A 17227-nucleotide genomic window follows, 5' to 3' on the forward strand; every position below is an offset into this window, starting at 1 on the left:
CCCCCGCACCCGCCCCGGGTTTACCAACCGGTACACCGTTTGGCAGGATCGGCGGTATGTCCGGTTCTCATCGCGCCACCACGTACCCGTCGTACGAGCCGATAGCGGAGCCGGTGTACGGGGTGCCGCAGCAGCCGTACGGGGCGGGTGAGCCGTACCGGCAGCCCGTCCGGCAGGACCACTACGGCGAGTACGGGCAGCTCCCGCAGGCCCCTGACGGGTACTTCGAGGCGTACGAGCAGCCGTTCCAGCCATCCCAGCCGTTCCAGCCGTACGCCGCCGGGCCCGACCCGCTCGTCGCCCCCGGGCCGGTCTACACCCCCGGGCCGGCGTACGACGCCGAGCCGGTGTACGCCCCCGAGTCGGTGTACGACGCCGAACCGGTGTACGCGTTCGAGCCGGAGCCCGTCCGGCAGCCCACGCCCCCGCCCGTGGCGGCGCCCGTGGGTGCCCGGGCGGCCGCCCGGGCGGCCGCCCGGGGGCACCGCCGGAAGGCGAAGAAGAAGCGTCACGGCAAGGCGGTGATGGCCGGCACCGCGCTGCTGGTCGCGGCCGCCGCCGGCTGGTACACCGTCGGCCAGGACGACGCCAAGCCCGTCGCCGCAGCCGCCGACGGCCCCGGCCCGGAGGGCGTCAGCACGCCCGACCAGCCGGCTCCCGCCGCCCGGGCCGCCGCCGACCGGCAGACCCAGCCCCCGGCCGCCGACCGCAGCCAGGTCCGTGCGGACGGCTCGGTCGCCGCGATACCCGGCCTCGGCGCCGACTTCGTCGCGAAGATACCCACCGAGACCACCCAGGTGGTGCTCGCCTCCGGCCAGGACAAGAACGGCAACAAGAACACCGTCACCCTCTGGACCCGCACCCCCGAGGGCCGCTGGCTGGCCGGCGAGACCTGGCAGGGCCACAACGGCAACAACGGCTGGACCGCCGACCACAACGAGGGCGACCTGCGCAGCCCGATCGGCGTCTTCGCGCTCTCCGACGCGGGCGGCCGCAAGGCCGACCCGGGCAGCAAGCTCCCGTACGACAAGGACCCGAGCTTCGTGGTCTCCGGGACGGGCTTCTTCGGCGACCAGCTGGCCGGCTCCTTCGACTACGTGGTCGCGATCAACTACAACCGGGTGCCCGGAAACTCCCCGCTGGACCCGCGCCGCCCGATGGGGGCGAAGAAGGGTGGCGGGATCTGGATCCACGTCGACCACGACGGCCCCACCCACGGCTGCGTCTCGATCCCCGAGGACAAGATGGCCGAGCTGATCCGCACCCTGGACCCGGCGGCCCACCCGGTGATCGTGATGGGCGACGCCGCCTCGCTGTCCGCCTGACCCCGGCGTTCCGACCCCGGCCCGACCCCGACCTGCCCCCGGCCTGACTGCGGCGTTCCGGGGGCGTCCGTACGGTGTTCCGGGCGGTGTCGGCCCCGTCATCGGCGGCGGTGCCCGCCCCCTCGTCCGTATCGGCGTCGATCCCGGCGCGCCCGGAGGCCAGTCGCCGCAACGCCCCTTGTCGGGCTCCTACAGATCACGGGGGCGGATCCTGTAGCCGGGCGCGCCCCGCTGACCAGTGGGTAACCCGGTTCCATGGCACTATGAGCGGTTCGCGCATTGTGGCACTCGGCCACTACCAGCCCCCCAAGGTCCTCTCCAACGACGACCTGGAGGCGCTCGTCGACACCAACGACGAGTGGATCCGTAGCCGGGTGGGCGTCAGAACCCGGCACATCGCCGAGGGCGAGACCCTGGTCGACCTCGCCACCGAGGCCGCGCAGAAGGCGCTCGCCAAGAGCGGCCGGACGGCCGACGAGATCGACCTGATCGTGGTCGCCACCTGCACCGCGATCGAGCGCAGCCCCAACACCGCCGCCGCCGTGGCCGCCCGGCTCGGCGTCCGGGCGCCCGCCGCGTACGACATCAACACGGTCTGCTCCGGCTTCTCGTACGCCCTGGCCACCGCCGACCACGCGATCCGGGCCGGCGCGGCGCGCCGCGCGCTGGTGATCGGCGCCGAGCGGATGTCCGACACGCTGGACTGGACCGACCGCACCACCTGCGTGATCTTCGGCGACGGCGCCGGCGCCGCGGTGGTCGAGGCCCAGGAGGACGGTGCCGAGCCCGGCATCGGCCCGGTGGTCTGGGGCTCCGAGCCGGAGAAGGGCGACGCCGTGGTGATCACCGGCTGGGACCCGGTGATCAGCCAGCAGGGCCAGTCGGTGTTCCGCTGGGCCACCACCCAGCTCGCCCCGCTGGCCCGCCGGGCCTGCGAGCAGGCCGGGATCGACCCGTCGGAGCTGAAGGGCTTCGTGCCGCACCAGGCCAACCTGCGGATCATCGACTCGATCGCCGCCAAGCTGGGCCTCACCGACGCGGTGGTGGCCCGGGACGTGGTCGACTCCGGCAACACCTCGGCCGCCTCCATCCCGCTGGCCTTCTCCAAGCTGGTCGAACGCGGCGAGCTGTCCCCGGGCGACCCGGTCCTGCTCTTCGGCTTCGGCGGCGGGCTCGCCTACGCCGGCCAGGTGGTCCGCTGCCCCTGACGGCGCGGGGCACCTAGGGCCCCTGAGGGGCGGGAACGCGAACATGCCGGTGGGCGGGCACCCTGTGTGAGGGGTGCCCGCCCACCGGCATGTCTGGCGCGCGTGCGGTACGTCGGCGGACCTCCCCCGAGGACACGGCCGCCGTCCGTCGTACCCCGGACAGGAGGCCGGGGCTGCGCGCGGAGCGGATGGTCGGTTGAGCGGATGGTCTACTTGGGCGGCTTCTTGCCGGTGACGCCCAGGTACACCAGGGGAGCGAGGTTGGGCTTGAGGTCCTTGACCTTGACGCCCCAGGCGGTGAAGGCCTTCTGGTGCTCGGCCGCCGAGGCGAGCAGCGAGACCAGGGCCCCGGCGACGGCGTTCGGGTCGAGCGACTTGTCGGCCTGGCCCTTCGCCTGGAGTTCCTTGACGGCCTCCGCGAGCGGCTTGGCGACCGCGTTGAGGACCGTCATGCGGATCTTGAAGAACCGCTTGTCCCCTTCGGCGGCACCGAGCGTGACCACTCGGAGAATGGCGTCGTTCTTGCGCCAGAAGGCGAGGAATCCGTCGACCAGTTCTTCCGAAGTGGTCGGACCGGACTTCCCTGCCCAGGACTTTCCGGCCACCAGCTCTTTGAGGGTGTCGGCGTCCTTGGCCATTTCCTCGGCGATTTCGAGGACAGCGCCCTCGACATCCGGGAAGTACTGGTAGAAGGTCGCGGGGGAGGTACCCGCCATACGGGCGACGTCGATGACCTTGACGTCCCGGTACGGCGACGTGCTGAGCATCTCGCGGAGGCAGTCGAGCAGCTTCTGCCGCGTTTCCTGTCCGCGTCGCCCGGCGACGCGACCGTCGACGGTGCGAACTTGTCCTGTCATGCCGTCAGCTTACCGTGGCACGATCTTGGCGCGATTCGGTGATGCGACTATTACTCCGCACGGGGGGTTGCTATAGGGGCATGAACCACTTCGGACGGATATTCACCGCGCTCCGCAGGCGTCGTTGAAGCCCCCCCGTGTGCCTTTGACCCCACAGCGTGACGGCGAGTCCGCTGAGGGGTGATCGAGTGACAGAGCGTGACGACTGGCGGCGTCGGAAGATCGGCGCCGAAGGGGAGGGTCCGGGCGTCCGGGTGCAAGCCGCGGCCGGAACGGGCGTCAGAATCCGGCCGTTCCGTCATCACCGGCCGGACGGCGGCGCTCCCGGGGCGGCCGTCGGCTCTGGGCGGGGGAGGTTGGAGATGGGCCGGGCGGCATTGGAGAATCGGGTCCGGCACCACGCGGCGGGTGCGGAAAACGGGGAGGTGGCAGCGGAGTGGACCAGCTGACGGCGCACGATCCGAGGCGGATCGGGCCCTTCGAGGTGCTGGGGCGGCTCGGCGCGGGTGGGATGGGGCTGGTCTACCTGGCGCGCTCCGCCTCCGGCCGGCGGGTGGCCATCAAGACCGTCCGGGGGGAACTGGCCGAGGACGAGCTGTTCCGCGTCCGCTTCGCCCGCGAGATCGAGGCGGCCAAGACGGTCGGCGGTTTCTACACCGCGGCCGTGGTGGACGCCGACGCGGACGCCCGGGTGCCCTGGCTGGCCACCGCGTACATCCCGGCCCCCTCGCTGGAGGACCTGGTCGAGGAGTGCGGTCCGCTGCCGGTGGACGCCACCCGCTGGCTGATCGCGGGCATCGCCGAGGCGCTGCAGTCCATCCACGCGGCCGGGCTGATCCACCGGGACCTCAAGCCCTCCAACGTGCTGGTGGTCGAGGACGGCCCGAAGGTGATCGACTTCGGCATCGCCTCCGGCGTCTCCAGCACCCGGCTCACCATGACCAACGTCGCGGTCGGCACCCCTGCCTACATGTCCCCCGAGCAGGCCAAGGACAGCCGTAACGTCCGGGGCGCCAGCGACGTCTTCTCGCTCGGCTCGCTGATGGTGTTCTGCGCGACCGGGCACCCGCCCTTCAGTGGCTCCAACCCGGTCGAGACGGTGTTCCAGCTGCTGCGCGAGGAGCCGGACCTGTCCGGGATGCCGCGCGAGCTGATGGACCTGGTCCGCGCCTGCATGCGGCCCTCGCCCGAGCACCGGCCCACCCCGGCGCAGATCCAGGCCGAACTGGCCCCGCACCTGTTCTCCCGGGACGACGCCGCCGGCGAGGTCGGCGACTGGCTCCCCGTGAACGCGCTGGAGCTGATCGAGCGCAAGCGCGGCCGCCGCCCGAGCGCGCCGCCCCGGGCCGTCCAGCTGCCGGGCGGCGCGCCGCCGCCCCCGGCCGGGCCGCCGCAGGCCGGCCCGCTCCAGCCCCACCAGCCGCCGCAGCCGCACCAGCCGGTCCCGGTGCAGCGCCCCGGCCTGGACGACCCGCGCACCCACCCGGGCGGGGGGCACGCGCCGCCGCCGTCCGGGCCGGTGCACACCGGGCGGAGGCCGGGCCCGGTGTCCGACGGCGAGATCCCGACCGCGAAGATCGCCTCCCCCAACAAGCACCGCGCGCCGGGCGGCGGCGGGGCCGTCGAGGTGCGGCTGTCCGGAGCCTCGGTGCGGATAGGCCCCGGGCCGCGGGCCGAGCACGAGCAGCCCGGCCCGGGCACCGCCCCGGCCGAGACCGACTGGGTCCGCCGGATCACCCCGCCGCCGGCGCCGGCCGCCCGCTGGCGCCCCTGGCGGTTCCGGATGTCCAACGACGTCTGGGGCACCCCGGTGGTCGCCGACGGCACGCTCTTCGTCTCCAGCTTCGAGGTGCACGCGTTGGACATCGCCTCCGGCGAGCGGCGCTACAAGACCCGGGACGTCGCCTGGGCGCTCGCGGTGGACGCCGGCCGGGTGCACGCGGCCGACGGCCCGCACCTGTACACCGTGGACGTCGCGGACGGCACCGAGCGCTGGCGCACCTCACTGGACGGCTGGGTCTACTCGCTCTCCGCCGCCGACGGGGTGCTGTGCTGCGGCGTCCGCGGCGGCGGCGTCCAGCTGCGCTCGGCCGCCAACGGCGCCGAGCTGTGGCGGGCCGACGACGCCCAGCAGGACTACGAGAACCCGCAGTCCGGACCGGCCCTGGTGGCCGGCGCGGCCTACTACTACGGGGCCGGGCGGCTGCGCTGCATCGACCCGCACGGCGCCGGCCTGCGCTGGTCCTTCCCGGTCGGCGAGGACGTGCCCTCGCACCCGGTCGAGCGCGGCGGCGTGCTGTACGTGACGGCCGGCTCCCGGGTGTACGCGCTGGACGCGGCCAGCGGGGTCGAGCGCTGGCGCTTCGAGGCCCCGGTGGTGCTGTTCACCCCGCCCGCGCTGGACGCCGACGCGGTCTACGTGGCCGACTACCTCGGGACGGTGTACGCGCTGGACGCGGCCACCGGCCGGGACCGCTGGCGCGGGGTCACCGGCAACCGCCAGGGCGCCGAGCCGGTGGTGGTCGGGGACGGCATGGTGCTGGTCGGCAGCGGCGGGGTGCTGTACGCCTTCGAGGCGGCGAGCGGCCGGGAGCGCTGGCGCTACACGGCGCGCGGCGAGATCGTCGGCTCCCCGGCGGTGGCCGACGGCCTGGTGCACCTGGGCAGCCGGGACCACTCGCTGCACACCCTGGACCTGGCGAGCGGTCAGCTGCGCTGGGAGCTCGGCACCAAGGGCGAGCTGACCGGCTCGCCGGTCGCGGTCGGCGGCCGGGTCTTCGTCGGCTCCAAGGACCGCTGCGTGTACGCGCTGGACGCCTTCTACGGCACGGCCGTCCCGGCGCGCTGAACCGGCGCGGCGGCGGGGCGGGCGCCCCGCCGCCGTCGGACGCGTCCGATCAGGCCTTGCGGGCCCCGGGGTGGCGGCTGCACCAGCCGTCCCACGCGGAGGCCACCATCTCCGCCACGTCGTGGCGGGCGCCCCAGCCCAGCTCGCGGCGGATCAGGTCGGCCGAGGCCACCACCCGCGCGGGGTCGCCGGCGCGGCGCGGGGTCACCTCGGGGGTGGTGTCGTAACCGGTGACCTTGCCGATCACCTCCAGCATCTCCTTGACGCTGACGCCCTCGCCGCGGCCGATGTTGAGCACCAGCGAGGTCTCGCCGGCCGGGTCGGCGGCCAGCCGCTTGGCGGCCGCGACGTGGGCCGAGGCGATGTCGGAGACGTGGATGAAGTCGCGGACGCAGCTGCCGTCCTGGGTGGGGTAGTCGTCGCCGAAGACCCGCGGGGCCTCGCCGGCGGTGAGCCGCTCGAAGACCATCGGGATCAGGTTGAAGACCCCGGTGTCGGACAGCTCGGGGGAGGCGGCACCGGCCACGTTGAAGTAGCGCAGCGCCACGGTGGAGATGCCGTGGGCCTTCCCGGCCGCAGCGACCAGCCACTCGCCGGCCAGCTTGGTCTCGCCGTACGGGCTCATCGGGGCGCACGGGGTCGACTCGGTGACCAGGTCGACGTCCGGCATGCCGTAGACGGCGGCGGAGGAGGAGAAGAGGAAGCGCTTGACCCCGCCCTCGGCGGCGGCCTCCAGGACGGTCTGCAGGCCGATCATGTTCTCCCGGTAGTAGAAGAACGGCTGCTCGACGGACTCGCCGACCTGCTTCTTGGCGGCGAAGTGCAGGATGCCCTCGATCGCGTGCTCGCGGATGGCGGCGTCCAGGGCGGCCCGGTCCAGGGTGGAGCCCTCGACCAGGGCGACGCCCTCCGGCAGGCGGGAGGCGTCGCCGGTGCTGAGGTCGTCCAGGACGGCGACGCGCTCACCGGCGTCGAGCAGCTGGCGGACGACGTGCCCGCCGATGTATCCGGCACCGCCGGTGATCAACCAAGTCATGGGCCGATTCTAGGGTGTTCGGGTTTCCGTGGTGAGTGCCGGGCGAGTCGAGCCATCAAATCGGACAAATCGGTGAAATGCTGACAAAGATTTCCGTGCTCTCAGCGTGGTGACGAATCGGAGGCAGTCAGGTGAGCCGAAAGAAGGAACACGCCCGCCCCCTGCCGGCCGGGCCCCGGCCGACCGGCCCCAGGACGGCCCACGGCCGGTTGCTCGTGCCCGGCGCGGTGGCCGTACTGACCGCGCTGGCGCTGGCCGGGTGCAACAGCGGTTCCTCCTCGTCCGCCTCGCAGGCCGCGGGCTCCCCGTCGAGCTCCGGCTCGGCCAGGCCGGCCTCGTCGGCCCCCGCGCGGTCGGCCGACGGGAACCAGTTGCAGGACGACTACCAGCGGGTCATCGCCGACGTGCTGCCCTCGGTGGTGCAGATCACCACCGGCGACAGCCTCGGCTCCGGGATCGTCTACGACGACAAGGGCGACATCGTCACCAACGCCCATGTGGTGGGCACCGCGACCACCTTCACCGTCACCCTCGCCAACAGCACCAAGTCGCTGGACGCCACCCTGGTCGGCAGCTACCCCGACACCGACCTCGCGGTGATCAAGCTGAGCAGCCCGCCGAGCGGCCTCAAGCCGGCCGCCTTCGGCGACTCCGGCAAGGTCCAGCTCGGCCAGATCACCCTCGCCATGGGCAGCCCGCTCGGCCTCTCCAGCAGCGTCACCCAGGGCATCGTCTCGGCCACCGGACGGACCGTCTCCGAACCCAGGGGCGGCGGCTCGCCCGGCGCCACCATCGGCAACATGGTGCAGACCTCGGCCGCGATCAACCCGGGCAACAGCGGCGGCGCGCTGGTCAACCTGGACAGCCAGGTGATCGGCATCAACACGCTCGCGGCGACGGAGCCCGAGGCCAACGGCGCGGCCGCGCCCGGCATCGGCTTCGCCATCCCGGCGTCCACCATCACCAACATCACCGACCAGCTGATCAAGCAGGGCAAGGTCACCAACTCCGGCCGGGCCGCGCTCGGCATCACCGCCCGGACCAGCTTCAACCAGCAGTTCAAGCCCGCCGGCGCGGTCATCGTGGCGGTCACCGCGGGCGGCCCGGCCGCCTCGGCGGGGATGCAGGCCGGCGACGTGATCACCAAGATCGGGGACGCCACGGTCGACTCGCTGAACGCGCTCACCACCGCGCTCGCCTCGCTCACCCCGGGCGACAAGGCCACCGTCGCCTACACCAGGGACGGCAACAGCCGGACCGCCGACGTCACCCTCGGCGCCCTGGAGAGCCCGTAGGACCCGGCCGGCCGGGCCGCACGCCGCGCAAGGGCTCCGCGGACCGGGCCGCCCCACCGGACCGGCGCCGGGACCTCGTCACTTCCTCGACGAGGTCCCGGCGCCGTGCCGCGCCCCGGTTCAGCGGCGGGCGGTGCGGGTGCGCCAGGGCAGTTCGACGGTGATGCTGCTCGGGCCGCCCTCCGGGCTCTGTACCAGGAGCACCCCGTCCACCGCGCGGATCCGCTCGGTCAGCCCGGCCAGGCCGCTGCCCGGGTAGGGGGCGGCGCCGCCCTTGCCGTCGTCCTGGACCAGCACCATCAGCTGGTTGTCGGAGCGCCAGACGTCGACCGAGGCGGTGCGGGCGCCGGCGTGCTTGGAGACGTTGGTCAGCAGCTCGCTGACGGTGAAGTACGCGATGCCCTCGACCGCCGAGTCCGGGCGCTCGGCCTGGCCGTCCGGCCCCTTCAGGTCGACGTTCACCTTGACCCCGCCGGGGACGGTGCAGCGGGCGGCGACCGAGGACAGGGCCGCGTCCAGGCCGCGGTCGGTGAGCACCGCCGGGTGGATGCCCCGGGCCAGGTCGCGCAGCTCCTGGAGGGCCAGCTTCACCTCGCCGTGCGCGTTGTCGACCATCTTCGTGGCGGCCACCACGTCGTCCTCGGTCTCGACCTCGCGCAGCCGCTCCTTGGCCATGCCCAGGTCCATGGCCAGCGCGACCAGGCGGGCCTGGGCGCCGTCGTGCAGGTCGCGCTCGATCCGGCGTAGGTCGGCGGCGGCGGTGTCGACCACCGTGCCGCGGTCGTCCTCCAGCTCGCGCACCCGCTCGGCCAGGGCGCCCGGGAAGAGCAGCGACTCGACCAGGATCCGGTCGACCGCCGCCAGCGCCCGGATCACCCAGGGCAGCACCGGCCACATCACGGTGACCGCGACCAGGGCCACCGTGAAGCTCAGGATGCCCCAGGGCAGCATCAGCACGTTGTAGAGCGCCGAGCGCCAGTTCAGCAGGTCGGTCAGGTGGGCGATGGTGAAGCCCACCACCCCCGGCCGGCGCTGCTGCACCGGCTCCGGCTCGTGGATCGCGGAGTCGTACGCCGCGCGGGCCCGCCAGCGGCCCAGCCCGCCCAGGGCGCGGGAGACGGCCAGCCCGCCGGCCAGCAGCGGCAGGCCGACCACGGTGATCGACATCCCCAGGCCGGCCGTGAGCGTGATGGCGGTGAGCGTGAAGCCGGCGACGCCGAGCGGCAGGTTGAGCAGCAGCTGGCCGACCTGCCGCCACATCTGCGCGCCGTACAGCGGCGAGCGGACCATCTGAGCGTCCTGCTCCTTGATGGCATCCACGGTGCGGCGGTGCAGCGGCTTCATCTGGATCTACCGTCCCTCTTGGTCGAGCTGGTGGAGCAAGCTTCCCGAACCCGGGGCGGGAGATGCCATGGGGGTGATACATCTTCCGGGACGGGGGTTATCCCTACCCCCGTCCTGGTCGTCGGGCCACTGCCCGGTGCTCGCGGGAGTGTCCACCGGACGTCTTGCGGAGCGGGCAGGGTTCGGGCGGAGCGGAGCCGTCCCCTTAGACTCACGCATTGGCCATGGTTATGACCGTGCGAGGAAACGTCGTAGAACTGCCTTGAGGGGTTGTTCACGGCCGAGGTGGAGGGCGAAGGCATGGAGGGGCAGCATGCGGCTGCCGTCGCGGCCGACCCGGCGGTCGGCGGCGGCTACTTCGACGCGTACGCCGCGATGGGCCTGCTGGCCGTCGTCGGGGTGCTCTTCGTCGCCGCGGCGTTCACGGCCAACCGCCTGCTGCGGCCGGTGGTGTACTCGCCCGAGAAACTCCTCGCCTACGAGTGCGGGGTGGACCCGGTGGGCGAGGACTGGGCGCACACCCAGATCCGCTACTACGTGTACGCCTTCCTGTACGTGATCTTCGCGGTCGACGCGATCTACCTGTTCCCGTGGGCGACGGTCTTCGCCACCGCCGGGTACGGCGCCGGAACGCTGATCGAGATGTTCCTCTTCATCGGCTTCCTCGCGGTCGGCCTGCTCTACGCCTGGAAGAAGGGCGTTCTGGAATGGACGTGACGCACACCCACTCGCACGGCGCCCAGGGCGGGCCGGTCCCACTCGGCCTCCCGGACCCGTCGCGCCCCGGCGCCGTCGAGCGCCGTGGCATCGGCCCGCTGGCCCGGCTCGCGCCCGACCCGGTCAAGGTCGTGCTCAACTGGGGCCGCCGCTACAGCCTCTGGTGCTTCAACTTCGGCCTGGCCTGCTGCGCGATCGAGTTCATCGCCGCGTCCATGGCCAAACACGACTTCATCCGGATGGGTGTCATTCCGTTCGCGCCCGGACCCCGTCAGGCCGACCTGATGATCGTCTCGGGGACGGTGACCGACAAGATGGCGCCCGCCGTCAAGCGCCTCTACGAGCAGATGCCCGAGCCGAAGTACGTCATCTCCTTCGGTGCCTGCTCCAACTCCGGCGGCCCGTACTGGGACTCCTACTCGGTGACCAAGGGCGTGGACCAGATCATCCCGGTCGACGTCTACGTGCCCGGCTGCCCTCCCCGGCCCGAGGCGCTGCTCCAGGGCATCCTCAAGCTCCAGGAGAAGATCGCCGCCGAGTCGCTGCCCGACCGCTACGCCGCGCCCGCGGCGGCGCTGCGCCGCCCGCTGGTGACGGGGCCTTCGACCGAGGGAGGGGCCTCATGACTTCCGCCGAGCAGTACGCGGCGTCGGTCGGGGAGTGGGCGACCGGCGCCGAGGCTTACGGGCTGGTCACCGTCGACGTCCCCGCCGAGCACTGGATCGAGGCGCTCACCAACGCCCGCGACACGCTCGGCCTGGGCTACTTCGACTGGCTGAGCGCCGTCGACGAACTGGCCGAGGGCTTCTCCGTGGTCGCCCACCTCGCCTCCGCCGACGCCCCGGGCGTGCGCCACCTGGCGCTGCGCACCCGGGTGCCGCGGGACAAGGCCGCGCTGCCCACCGCCGTCCCGGTCTACGCGGGCGCCGCCTGGCACGAGCGTGAGACCCACGAGATGTTCGGCATCGACTTCCCCGGACACCCCTACCTCGCCACCCTGCTGCTGCCGGACGGCTTCGAGGGGTACCCGCTGCGCAAGGAGTTCGTGCTCGCGGCCCGGGTCGCCAAGGCCTGGCCGGGAGCCAAGGAGCCGGGCGAGTCGGACCACGGCGACGGGCCCGCCCGGCGCAAGATGCAGCCGGCCGGGGTGCCGGACCCGAACGAGTGGGGGCCGCTGAAGGGCACCCTGCCGCCGGTCGCCGAGCGGCCCGCGCGTGGTGCGCGGGCGGCGGGCGCGGCCGGGCGGACGCCCCGGGCTGCTGGTGCTGCTGGTGCTGGGGCCGGTGCTGCTGCCGGTGCCGAGGGCGCGGCGGCGGCGGTGCGGGCGGACCGGCCTCGGCGGACCAGGACGGTGGCGGAGGGGTCGGCGAGTCAGGCGGGGGCCGAGGCTGCTGGTGCCGTTGCTCCGGACGCTGCTCCGACCGCTGGTTCGGCTGCTGCTTCGGCCGCTGGCGAGGCGGCGCCCGTGGTGCGGGCGGACCGGCCGCGCCGGGTCAGGTCGGTGTCCGACGGCTCGGTCAGCCAGGCTGCGGAGCCGGCGCCCGCCGAGGCTGCCGAGGCCGCTGCGCCTGCCGAGCCGAAGGCCGAGGGCTCGGCGTCGCCGCGGACCCGGTCCTCGGACGCGCCCTGGCACAACCCGGTGCCCGCGCACGACGAGCCCGCGAAGCCCGCCGAGGCGAAGGCACCGGCCGAGTCGCAGACACCGGCCGAGCCCGCGAAGCCTGTGGAGAAGCCTGCGGAGGAGTCTGCCGAGGAGCAGTCGCCCGCCGGGCCGGCGAAGCCCGCCGCGCCCGCGGGTGAGCAGGACGAGACGTCGGCCGGACCGGCCGGCCAGGACGGAGACGGCGCGTGAACCTGCTCGACACGGTGCTGCGCTGCGTCGCCACCCTGGTCGTCTTCCTCACCCTCCCGCTGGTCATCGGCCAGACCGAGCACAAGGTCATGGCGCACATGCAGGGCCGACTCGGCCCGATGTACGCGGGCGGCTTCCACGGCTGGGCGCAGCTCGTCGCGGACGGCGTGAAGTTCGCGCAGAAGGAGGACATCGTCCCGGCCGGGGCGGACCGCCGGATCTTCCAGCTGGCGCCCGCCGTCTCGCTGCTGCCGTACCTCTTCGTGCTGCTGGCGATCCCGGTCGGCCCGAACGGCTTCGTCGGCCAGGCGATCGACGCCGGCCTGTTCTTCGTGCTGGCCGTGATGGGCGTCGGCGTGATCGGCAAGCTGATGGCCGGCTGGGCCTCGGCGAACAAGTTCTCGCTGCTCGGCGGCCTGCGCACGGCCGCGCAGCTGATGTCGTACGAGCTGCCGATGGTGCTGGCGGCGGCCTCGGTGGCGATGGCCGCCGGCACGCTCTCGCTGCCCGGGATCGTGGACGCCTGGGAGTGGTACTGGCTGCCCTGGCAGCTCATCGGCGCGTTCGTGTTCTTCACGGCCGGCCTGGCCGAGCTCCAGCGCCCGCCGTTCGACATGCCGGTCGCCGACTCGGAGATCATCTTCGGCGCGTACACCGAGTACACGGGCCTGCGCTTCGCGCTGTTCCTGCTGTCCGAGTACGCGGGCATCCTGGTGGTGTCGGCGCTGACCGCGGTGCTCTTCCTGGGCGGCTGGCACGGCCCGCTGGCGGACCAGCTCGGCTGGCTCTGGATGATCCTGAAGACCTTCGCGTTGGCCTTCGTGGTCATCTGGCTGCGGGTCACCTACCCGCGTCTGCGCGAGGACCAGCTGATGCGCTTCGCGTGGACCGTGCTGATCCCGCTCGCCCTCGTCCAGCTGGCCCTGACCGGCGTCATCAAGGTGGCGATCTCATGAGTTTTCCCGGTGCCGGCCTGGCCAAGGGCCTGGCCGTGACCCTGCGGACGATGACGAAGAAGACCGTCACCGCGCAGTACCCCGACGTGCAGCCGGTGTTGCCGCCGCGTTCGCGCGGCGTCATCGCGCTGCTGGAGGAGAACTGCACGGTGTGCATGCTCTGCGCGCGCGAGTGCCCGGACTGGTGCATCTACATCGACTCCCACAAGGAGACGCTGCCGGCCGCCGAGCCGAACGCGCGGGCCCGCACCCGCAACGTGCTGGACCGGTTCGCCATCGACTTCTCGCTCTGCATGTACTGCGGGATCTGTATCGAGGTGTGCCCCTTCGACGCGCTGTTCTGGTCGCCCGAGTTCGAGTACGCCGAGACCGACATCCTGGAGCTGACCCACGAGCGGGACAAGCTCCGCGAGTGGATGTGGACCGTCCCGGCGCCGCCGGCGCTGGACCCGGCGGCCGAGGAGCCCAAGGAGATCACCACCGCGCGCAAGACGGCGGACAAGCTGGCCGCCGCCGCAGCGGCCGCAGCGGCTGCCTCGGTGGCCTCGGATGAGGGGGAGGCCCAGTGAGCGCCGCCACCCTGCTCGCGGCGACCGGCTCGCTGGAGCCGGCCGCCCGTTCGTTCCTGTCCCCGACCGGGGTGGAGATCGTCTTCCTGCTGGTCGGCATCGCCGTGCTCGGCTCGGCCGTGGTCGCCGTCAGCACCAAGCAACTGGTGCACGCCGCGCTCTGGCTGGTGGTCGCGCTGGGCGGGCTGGCGGTGGAGTTCCTGCTGCTCACCGCCGAGTTCATCGCCTGGGTGCAGGTGCTGATCTACCTCGGCTCGGTGATCGTCCTGGTGCTGTTCGGGCTGATGCTCACCAAGGCGCCGATCGGGCGCTCGCCGGACGCCGACTCCAAGAACCGCTGGGTGGCCCTGGTCGTGGCGCTCGCCTCGGCCGGGACGCTGGTGACGCTGGTCGTCGACGCCTTCCGGACCTCCTGGATCGACCTCGGCGCGGGGGGCGGCTCGGCCGCCGTCACCGGGGCGAGCCTGTTCCGCCACTGGGTGCTGCCCTTCGAGGCCCTCTCCGTGCTGCTGCTGGCGGCGCTGGTCGGTGCGATCGTGCTGTCGCGCGGGTCGACGCGGCGGGTGCCGCCGCCCCGGGCGGGCCGGCTGCGCGCCGGCCGGCCGGTGGGCTCGAACGGGACCGTCGCCGCCACCGTGCCCCGGCCGGCGCCGGAGAACCCGGCGGCCCCTGAGGCTGCGGCGGATCCGAAGGCCGCAGAGGCCCCGGCGGCCCCGAAGGCCGCAGAGGCTGCGCCGTCCGCGCCGTCCGCGCCGTCCGCGTCGGAGGAGAGCTGATGCACCTCGCCTACCCCGTCGTCCTCGCCGCGCTGCTGTTCAGCATCGGCGTGTACGGCGTGCTCGCCCGGCGCAACGCCGTCCTGGTCCTGATGTCCGTCGAGCTGATGCTCAACGCCGTCAACCTCAACCTGGTCGCCTTCGACACCTGGCTGCGCGACTCGCTGCACGCCGGCCAGGCGCTCACCCTGTTCACCATCACCGTCGCCGCCGCCGAGATCGGGCTGGGGCTCGCCATCGTCCTGCTGCTGTTCCGGGCCCGGGGCACCGCGGACATCGACCGGGCCACCGCGCTCGGCGATCCGGCGGAGCCGCTCGCCGAGGAGACGCCGGCCGGAGCCGAGGCGCTGAAGGGCCAGGCCGCCGCATGAACCTCGCCCTGCCCGCCCTCGTCCCCGCGCTGCCCGCACTCGGGGCCGCCGCGACCTTGGCCGTCGGCAAGAAGGCGCCCGGCCTGGCCCGGCCGCTGGCCATCGTGCCGGTCGCCGTCTCGGCCGTGCTCGCCCTGGTCGTCGCCCTCCAGCTCGGCACCGGCCAGGTGCTGGACGCCGCCACCCGGCTCACCCCCACCGGTGGCCCGGACATCGCGCTCGCCCTCCACCTGGACGGCTTCAGCTCGCTGATCTCCGTGTTGGTCGGCCTGGTCGCCACCTGCGTGCAGGTCTACTCGACCGCGTACCTCAGGAAGGACCCGCGCTACCCGTCGTACGCCGCGCTGGTCTCGCTGTTCACCGCGGCGATGTTCCTGGTGGTCTACTCGGGCGACCTGATCGTGCTGCTGGTCGGCTGGGAGGTCATGGGCATCTGCTCGTACTTCCTGATCGGCCACCACTGGGAGACCGAGGACGCCCGCTCGGCCTCGCTGAAGGCCTTCCTGGTCACCAAGCTCGGCGACGTGCCGTTCCTGTTCGGGATCTTCCTGCTCGGCGCGGACGCCGGCAGCTTCCGGATCCCCGACGTGCTGGCCGCCGCGACCGACGGGCGGCTCGGCCACCCGACGCTGATCGCCCTGCTGCTGCTCGCCGGGGTGGCCGGCAAGAGCGCGCAGTTCCCGCTGCACACCTGGCTCCCGGACGCCATGGCCGGCCCGACGCCGGTCTCCGCGCTGATCCACGCCGCCACCATGGTCGCGGCCGGCATCTACCTGGTCGCCCGGCTGCTGCCGGTGTTCCTGCTGTCGGGCGCGGCGCTGGTCGTGCTGGCCGTGATGGCCGCCGTGACGATGATCGGCTCGGCGCTCTGCGCGCTCGCCCAGGACGACCTCAAACGGGTGCTCGCCTACTCCACCGTCGGCCAGCTCGGCTACATGGCCGGGGCGCTGGCCACCGGCGACCGCGAGGCCTCCGTCTTCCACCTGGTCAGCCACGGCGCCTTCAAGGCGCTGCTGTTCCTGGCCGCCGGTGTGGTGATCCACGCCGCGCACACCAACTCGATCTCCGCGATGTCCCGGATCCCCGGGCTGCGCAAGCGCGTCCCGGACGCCTACTGGACGATGGGCATCGCGCTCGTCGCCCTGGTCGGGCTGCCGCCGTTCTCCGGTTTCTTCAGCAAGGAGGCGGTGCTGACCGCCGCCGAGCATGCCGCCAACGGCGAGGCGCTCACCAACGGGCTCGGCCCGGCCTCGGCCGTGCCGGAGGCCGCCGGGTGGATCGTGCTGATCTCCGCCGGACTCACCGCGCTGCTCACCGCCGCGTACGCGACCCGGCTCTTCCTGGTCAGCTTCCACAGCCCGCAGGCTGCCGGGGCGCAGGCTGGCGGGGCGTCGCAGGCCGCAGTGCCGCAGGCCGTGGCGTCTGCGGCCGGGCACGAGGCGGACGCGCCGTACTCGCCCGAGCTCGACGAGGCCGACCCGGCCACCGCCGAGCCGCCCGCGATGCGCTGGCCGCTCTGGGTGCTGGCGATCCCGACCATGGGCTTCGGCGTCGCCGGCCTGCGCTCGGACTGGCTGCCCGCGCTGCTGGACGGCGGCTCGCTGCGCCCCTCGGCCGTCACCGCCGTCATCGGCACCGGGCTCGCCGTGGTCGGCGTGCTCGCGGCGTACGGCGCCTGGCGCTCGGCGACCGCGCGGCTGGCCACCGGCCGCCCGGCCCCGGCCGACGCCGGCCGGGTGCCCGAGCAGGCCGGAGCTCCGATCGCCGAGGTGATCGTCGCCGACCCCGGGCGCACCCTGCTCGGCCCGCTGTTCGGCCCGGCCCGGCACGGCTTCGGCGTCGACCGGCTGTACCACGCGCTGTTCGTCCGCCCGGTGACCGCCGCCGCCCGGCTGGTCCGCTTCCTCGACCGCGAGGTCGTCGAGACCTACGTGCGTGGCAGCGGGGCCGGCGCCAACCTGCTCGGCCGGGCCGTCCGGCTCGCGCAGACCGGCAACGCGCAGACCTACCTCAGCGCGCTGCTCGCCGGCGTCGTCCTGCTGGCCGTCCTGGTGGCGGTGTAGCGGATGCCGT

General features: G+C 73.4%; 15 protein-coding genes. 12 read left to right on the forward strand and 3 right to left on the reverse strand.

Annotated features, from left to right (window positions below; all coding sequences use genetic code 11):
- Positions 1–56 precede the first annotated feature (56 nt).
- A complete protein-coding gene (locus A6F73_RS44385) occupies positions 57–1325 on the forward strand; it encodes a L,D-transpeptidase family protein (RefSeq protein WP_347878544.1) in 1269 nt (422 codons plus the stop codon).
- Positions 1326–1588: 263 nt separating this feature from the next.
- Complete coding sequence (locus A6F73_RS18890; RefSeq protein WP_063348894.1) at positions 1589–2533, forward strand: beta-ketoacyl-ACP synthase III; 945 nt, start codon at positions 1589–1591, stop codon at positions 2531–2533.
- Positions 2534–2742: 209 nt separating this feature from the next.
- Here A6F73_RS18890 and A6F73_RS18895 read toward each other — a convergent pair whose 3' ends face one another.
- The gene (locus A6F73_RS18895) at positions 2743–3390 is read right to left on the reverse strand and encodes a TetR family transcriptional regulator (RefSeq protein ID WP_063348895.1); all 648 of its coding nucleotides are present in this window, start codon (positions 3388–3390) and stop codon (positions 2743–2745) included.
- 436 nt (positions 3391–3826) lie between these two features.
- On the opposite strand from A6F73_RS18895, the gene A6F73_RS18900 reads away from it, so the two are divergent.
- On the forward strand, positions 3827–6238 hold the full coding sequence (locus A6F73_RS18900; protein WP_063348896.1) for a PQQ-binding-like beta-propeller repeat protein: 2412 nt from the start codon (positions 3827–3829) through the stop codon (positions 6236–6238).
- A gap of 49 nt (positions 6239–6287) precedes the next feature.
- Here A6F73_RS18900 and galE read toward each other — a convergent pair whose 3' ends face one another.
- On the reverse strand, positions 6288–7274 hold the full coding sequence (galE, locus tag A6F73_RS18905; RefSeq protein ID WP_063348897.1) for a UDP-glucose 4-epimerase GalE: 987 nt from the start codon (positions 7272–7274) through the stop codon (positions 6288–6290).
- 236 nt (positions 7275–7510) lie between these two features.
- Here galE and A6F73_RS18910 point away from each other — a divergent pair, with 236 nt between their 5' ends.
- Positions 7511–8569 (forward strand): trypsin-like peptidase domain-containing protein, encoded by a 1059-nt coding sequence (locus tag A6F73_RS18910; protein WP_244293649.1) that lies wholly within the window; start codon positions 7511–7513, stop codon positions 8567–8569.
- A 120-nt stretch (positions 8570–8689) separates the two neighbouring features.
- Here the strand turns inward: A6F73_RS18910 and A6F73_RS18915 are convergent, their stop codons facing one another.
- The gene (locus tag A6F73_RS18915) at positions 8690–9859 is read right to left on the reverse strand and encodes a sensor histidine kinase (RefSeq protein ID WP_063351316.1); all 1170 of its coding nucleotides are present in this window, start codon (positions 9857–9859) and stop codon (positions 8690–8692) included.
- A gap of 354 nt (positions 9860–10213) precedes the next feature.
- Between A6F73_RS18915 and A6F73_RS18920 the strand changes: the two genes are divergently transcribed.
- Genes A6F73_RS18920 through A6F73_RS18955 form a run of 8 tightly spaced genes read left to right on the forward strand, consistent with a single transcriptional unit; the run spans position 10214 to position 17217 of the window.
- Positions 10214–10630 (forward strand): NADH-quinone oxidoreductase subunit A, encoded by a 417-nt coding sequence (locus tag A6F73_RS18920; RefSeq protein WP_063351317.1) that lies wholly within the window; start codon positions 10214–10216, stop codon positions 10628–10630.
- Positions 10621–11256: an NADH-quinone oxidoreductase subunit B gene (locus A6F73_RS18925; protein ID WP_063348898.1), complete on the forward strand. Its 636-nt coding sequence runs from the start codon at positions 10621–10623 to the stop codon at positions 11254–11256. The genes A6F73_RS18920 and A6F73_RS18925 overlap by 10 nt, the downstream gene beginning before the upstream one ends.
- Positions 11253–12482, forward strand: a complete 1230-nt coding sequence (locus tag A6F73_RS18930) for an NADH-quinone oxidoreductase subunit C (RefSeq protein WP_063348899.1) — start codon at positions 11253–11255, stop codon at positions 12480–12482. Before A6F73_RS18925 ends, A6F73_RS18930 begins: the two co-directional genes overlap by 4 nt.
- 2 nt (positions 12483–12484) lie before the next feature.
- Positions 12485–13438: an NADH-quinone oxidoreductase subunit NuoH gene (gene nuoH, locus A6F73_RS18935; protein ID WP_063351318.1), complete on the forward strand. Its 954-nt coding sequence runs from the start codon at positions 12485–12487 to the stop codon at positions 13436–13438.
- The gene (locus A6F73_RS18940) at positions 13435–14007 is read left to right on the forward strand and encodes an NADH-quinone oxidoreductase subunit I (RefSeq protein ID WP_063348900.1); all 573 of its coding nucleotides are present in this window, start codon (positions 13435–13437) and stop codon (positions 14005–14007) included. The genes nuoH and A6F73_RS18940 overlap by 4 nt, the downstream gene beginning before the upstream one ends.
- Positions 14004–14783, forward strand: a complete 780-nt coding sequence (locus tag A6F73_RS18945; RefSeq protein WP_063348901.1) for an NADH-quinone oxidoreductase subunit J — start codon at positions 14004–14006, stop codon at positions 14781–14783. Before A6F73_RS18940 ends, A6F73_RS18945 begins: the two co-directional genes overlap by 4 nt.
- Positions 14783–15154 carry an NADH-quinone oxidoreductase subunit NuoK gene (gene nuoK / locus A6F73_RS18950; protein ID WP_063348902.1) on the forward strand — a complete coding sequence of 124 codons (372 nt, stop codon included), beginning with the start codon at positions 14783–14785 and terminating at the stop codon, positions 15152–15154. The genes A6F73_RS18945 and nuoK overlap by 1 nt, the downstream gene beginning before the upstream one ends.
- Positions 15151–17217 (forward strand): NADH-quinone oxidoreductase subunit L, encoded by a 2067-nt coding sequence (locus A6F73_RS18955; protein ID WP_063348903.1) that lies wholly within the window; start codon positions 15151–15153, stop codon positions 17215–17217. Before nuoK ends, A6F73_RS18955 begins: the two co-directional genes overlap by 4 nt.
- Positions 17218–17227: the final 10 nt, after the last annotated feature.

Source organism: Streptomyces sp. MJM8645, from assembly GCF_001625365.1.
Classification (GTDB): domain Bacteria; phylum Actinomycetota; class Actinomycetes; order Streptomycetales; family Streptomycetaceae; genus Kitasatospora.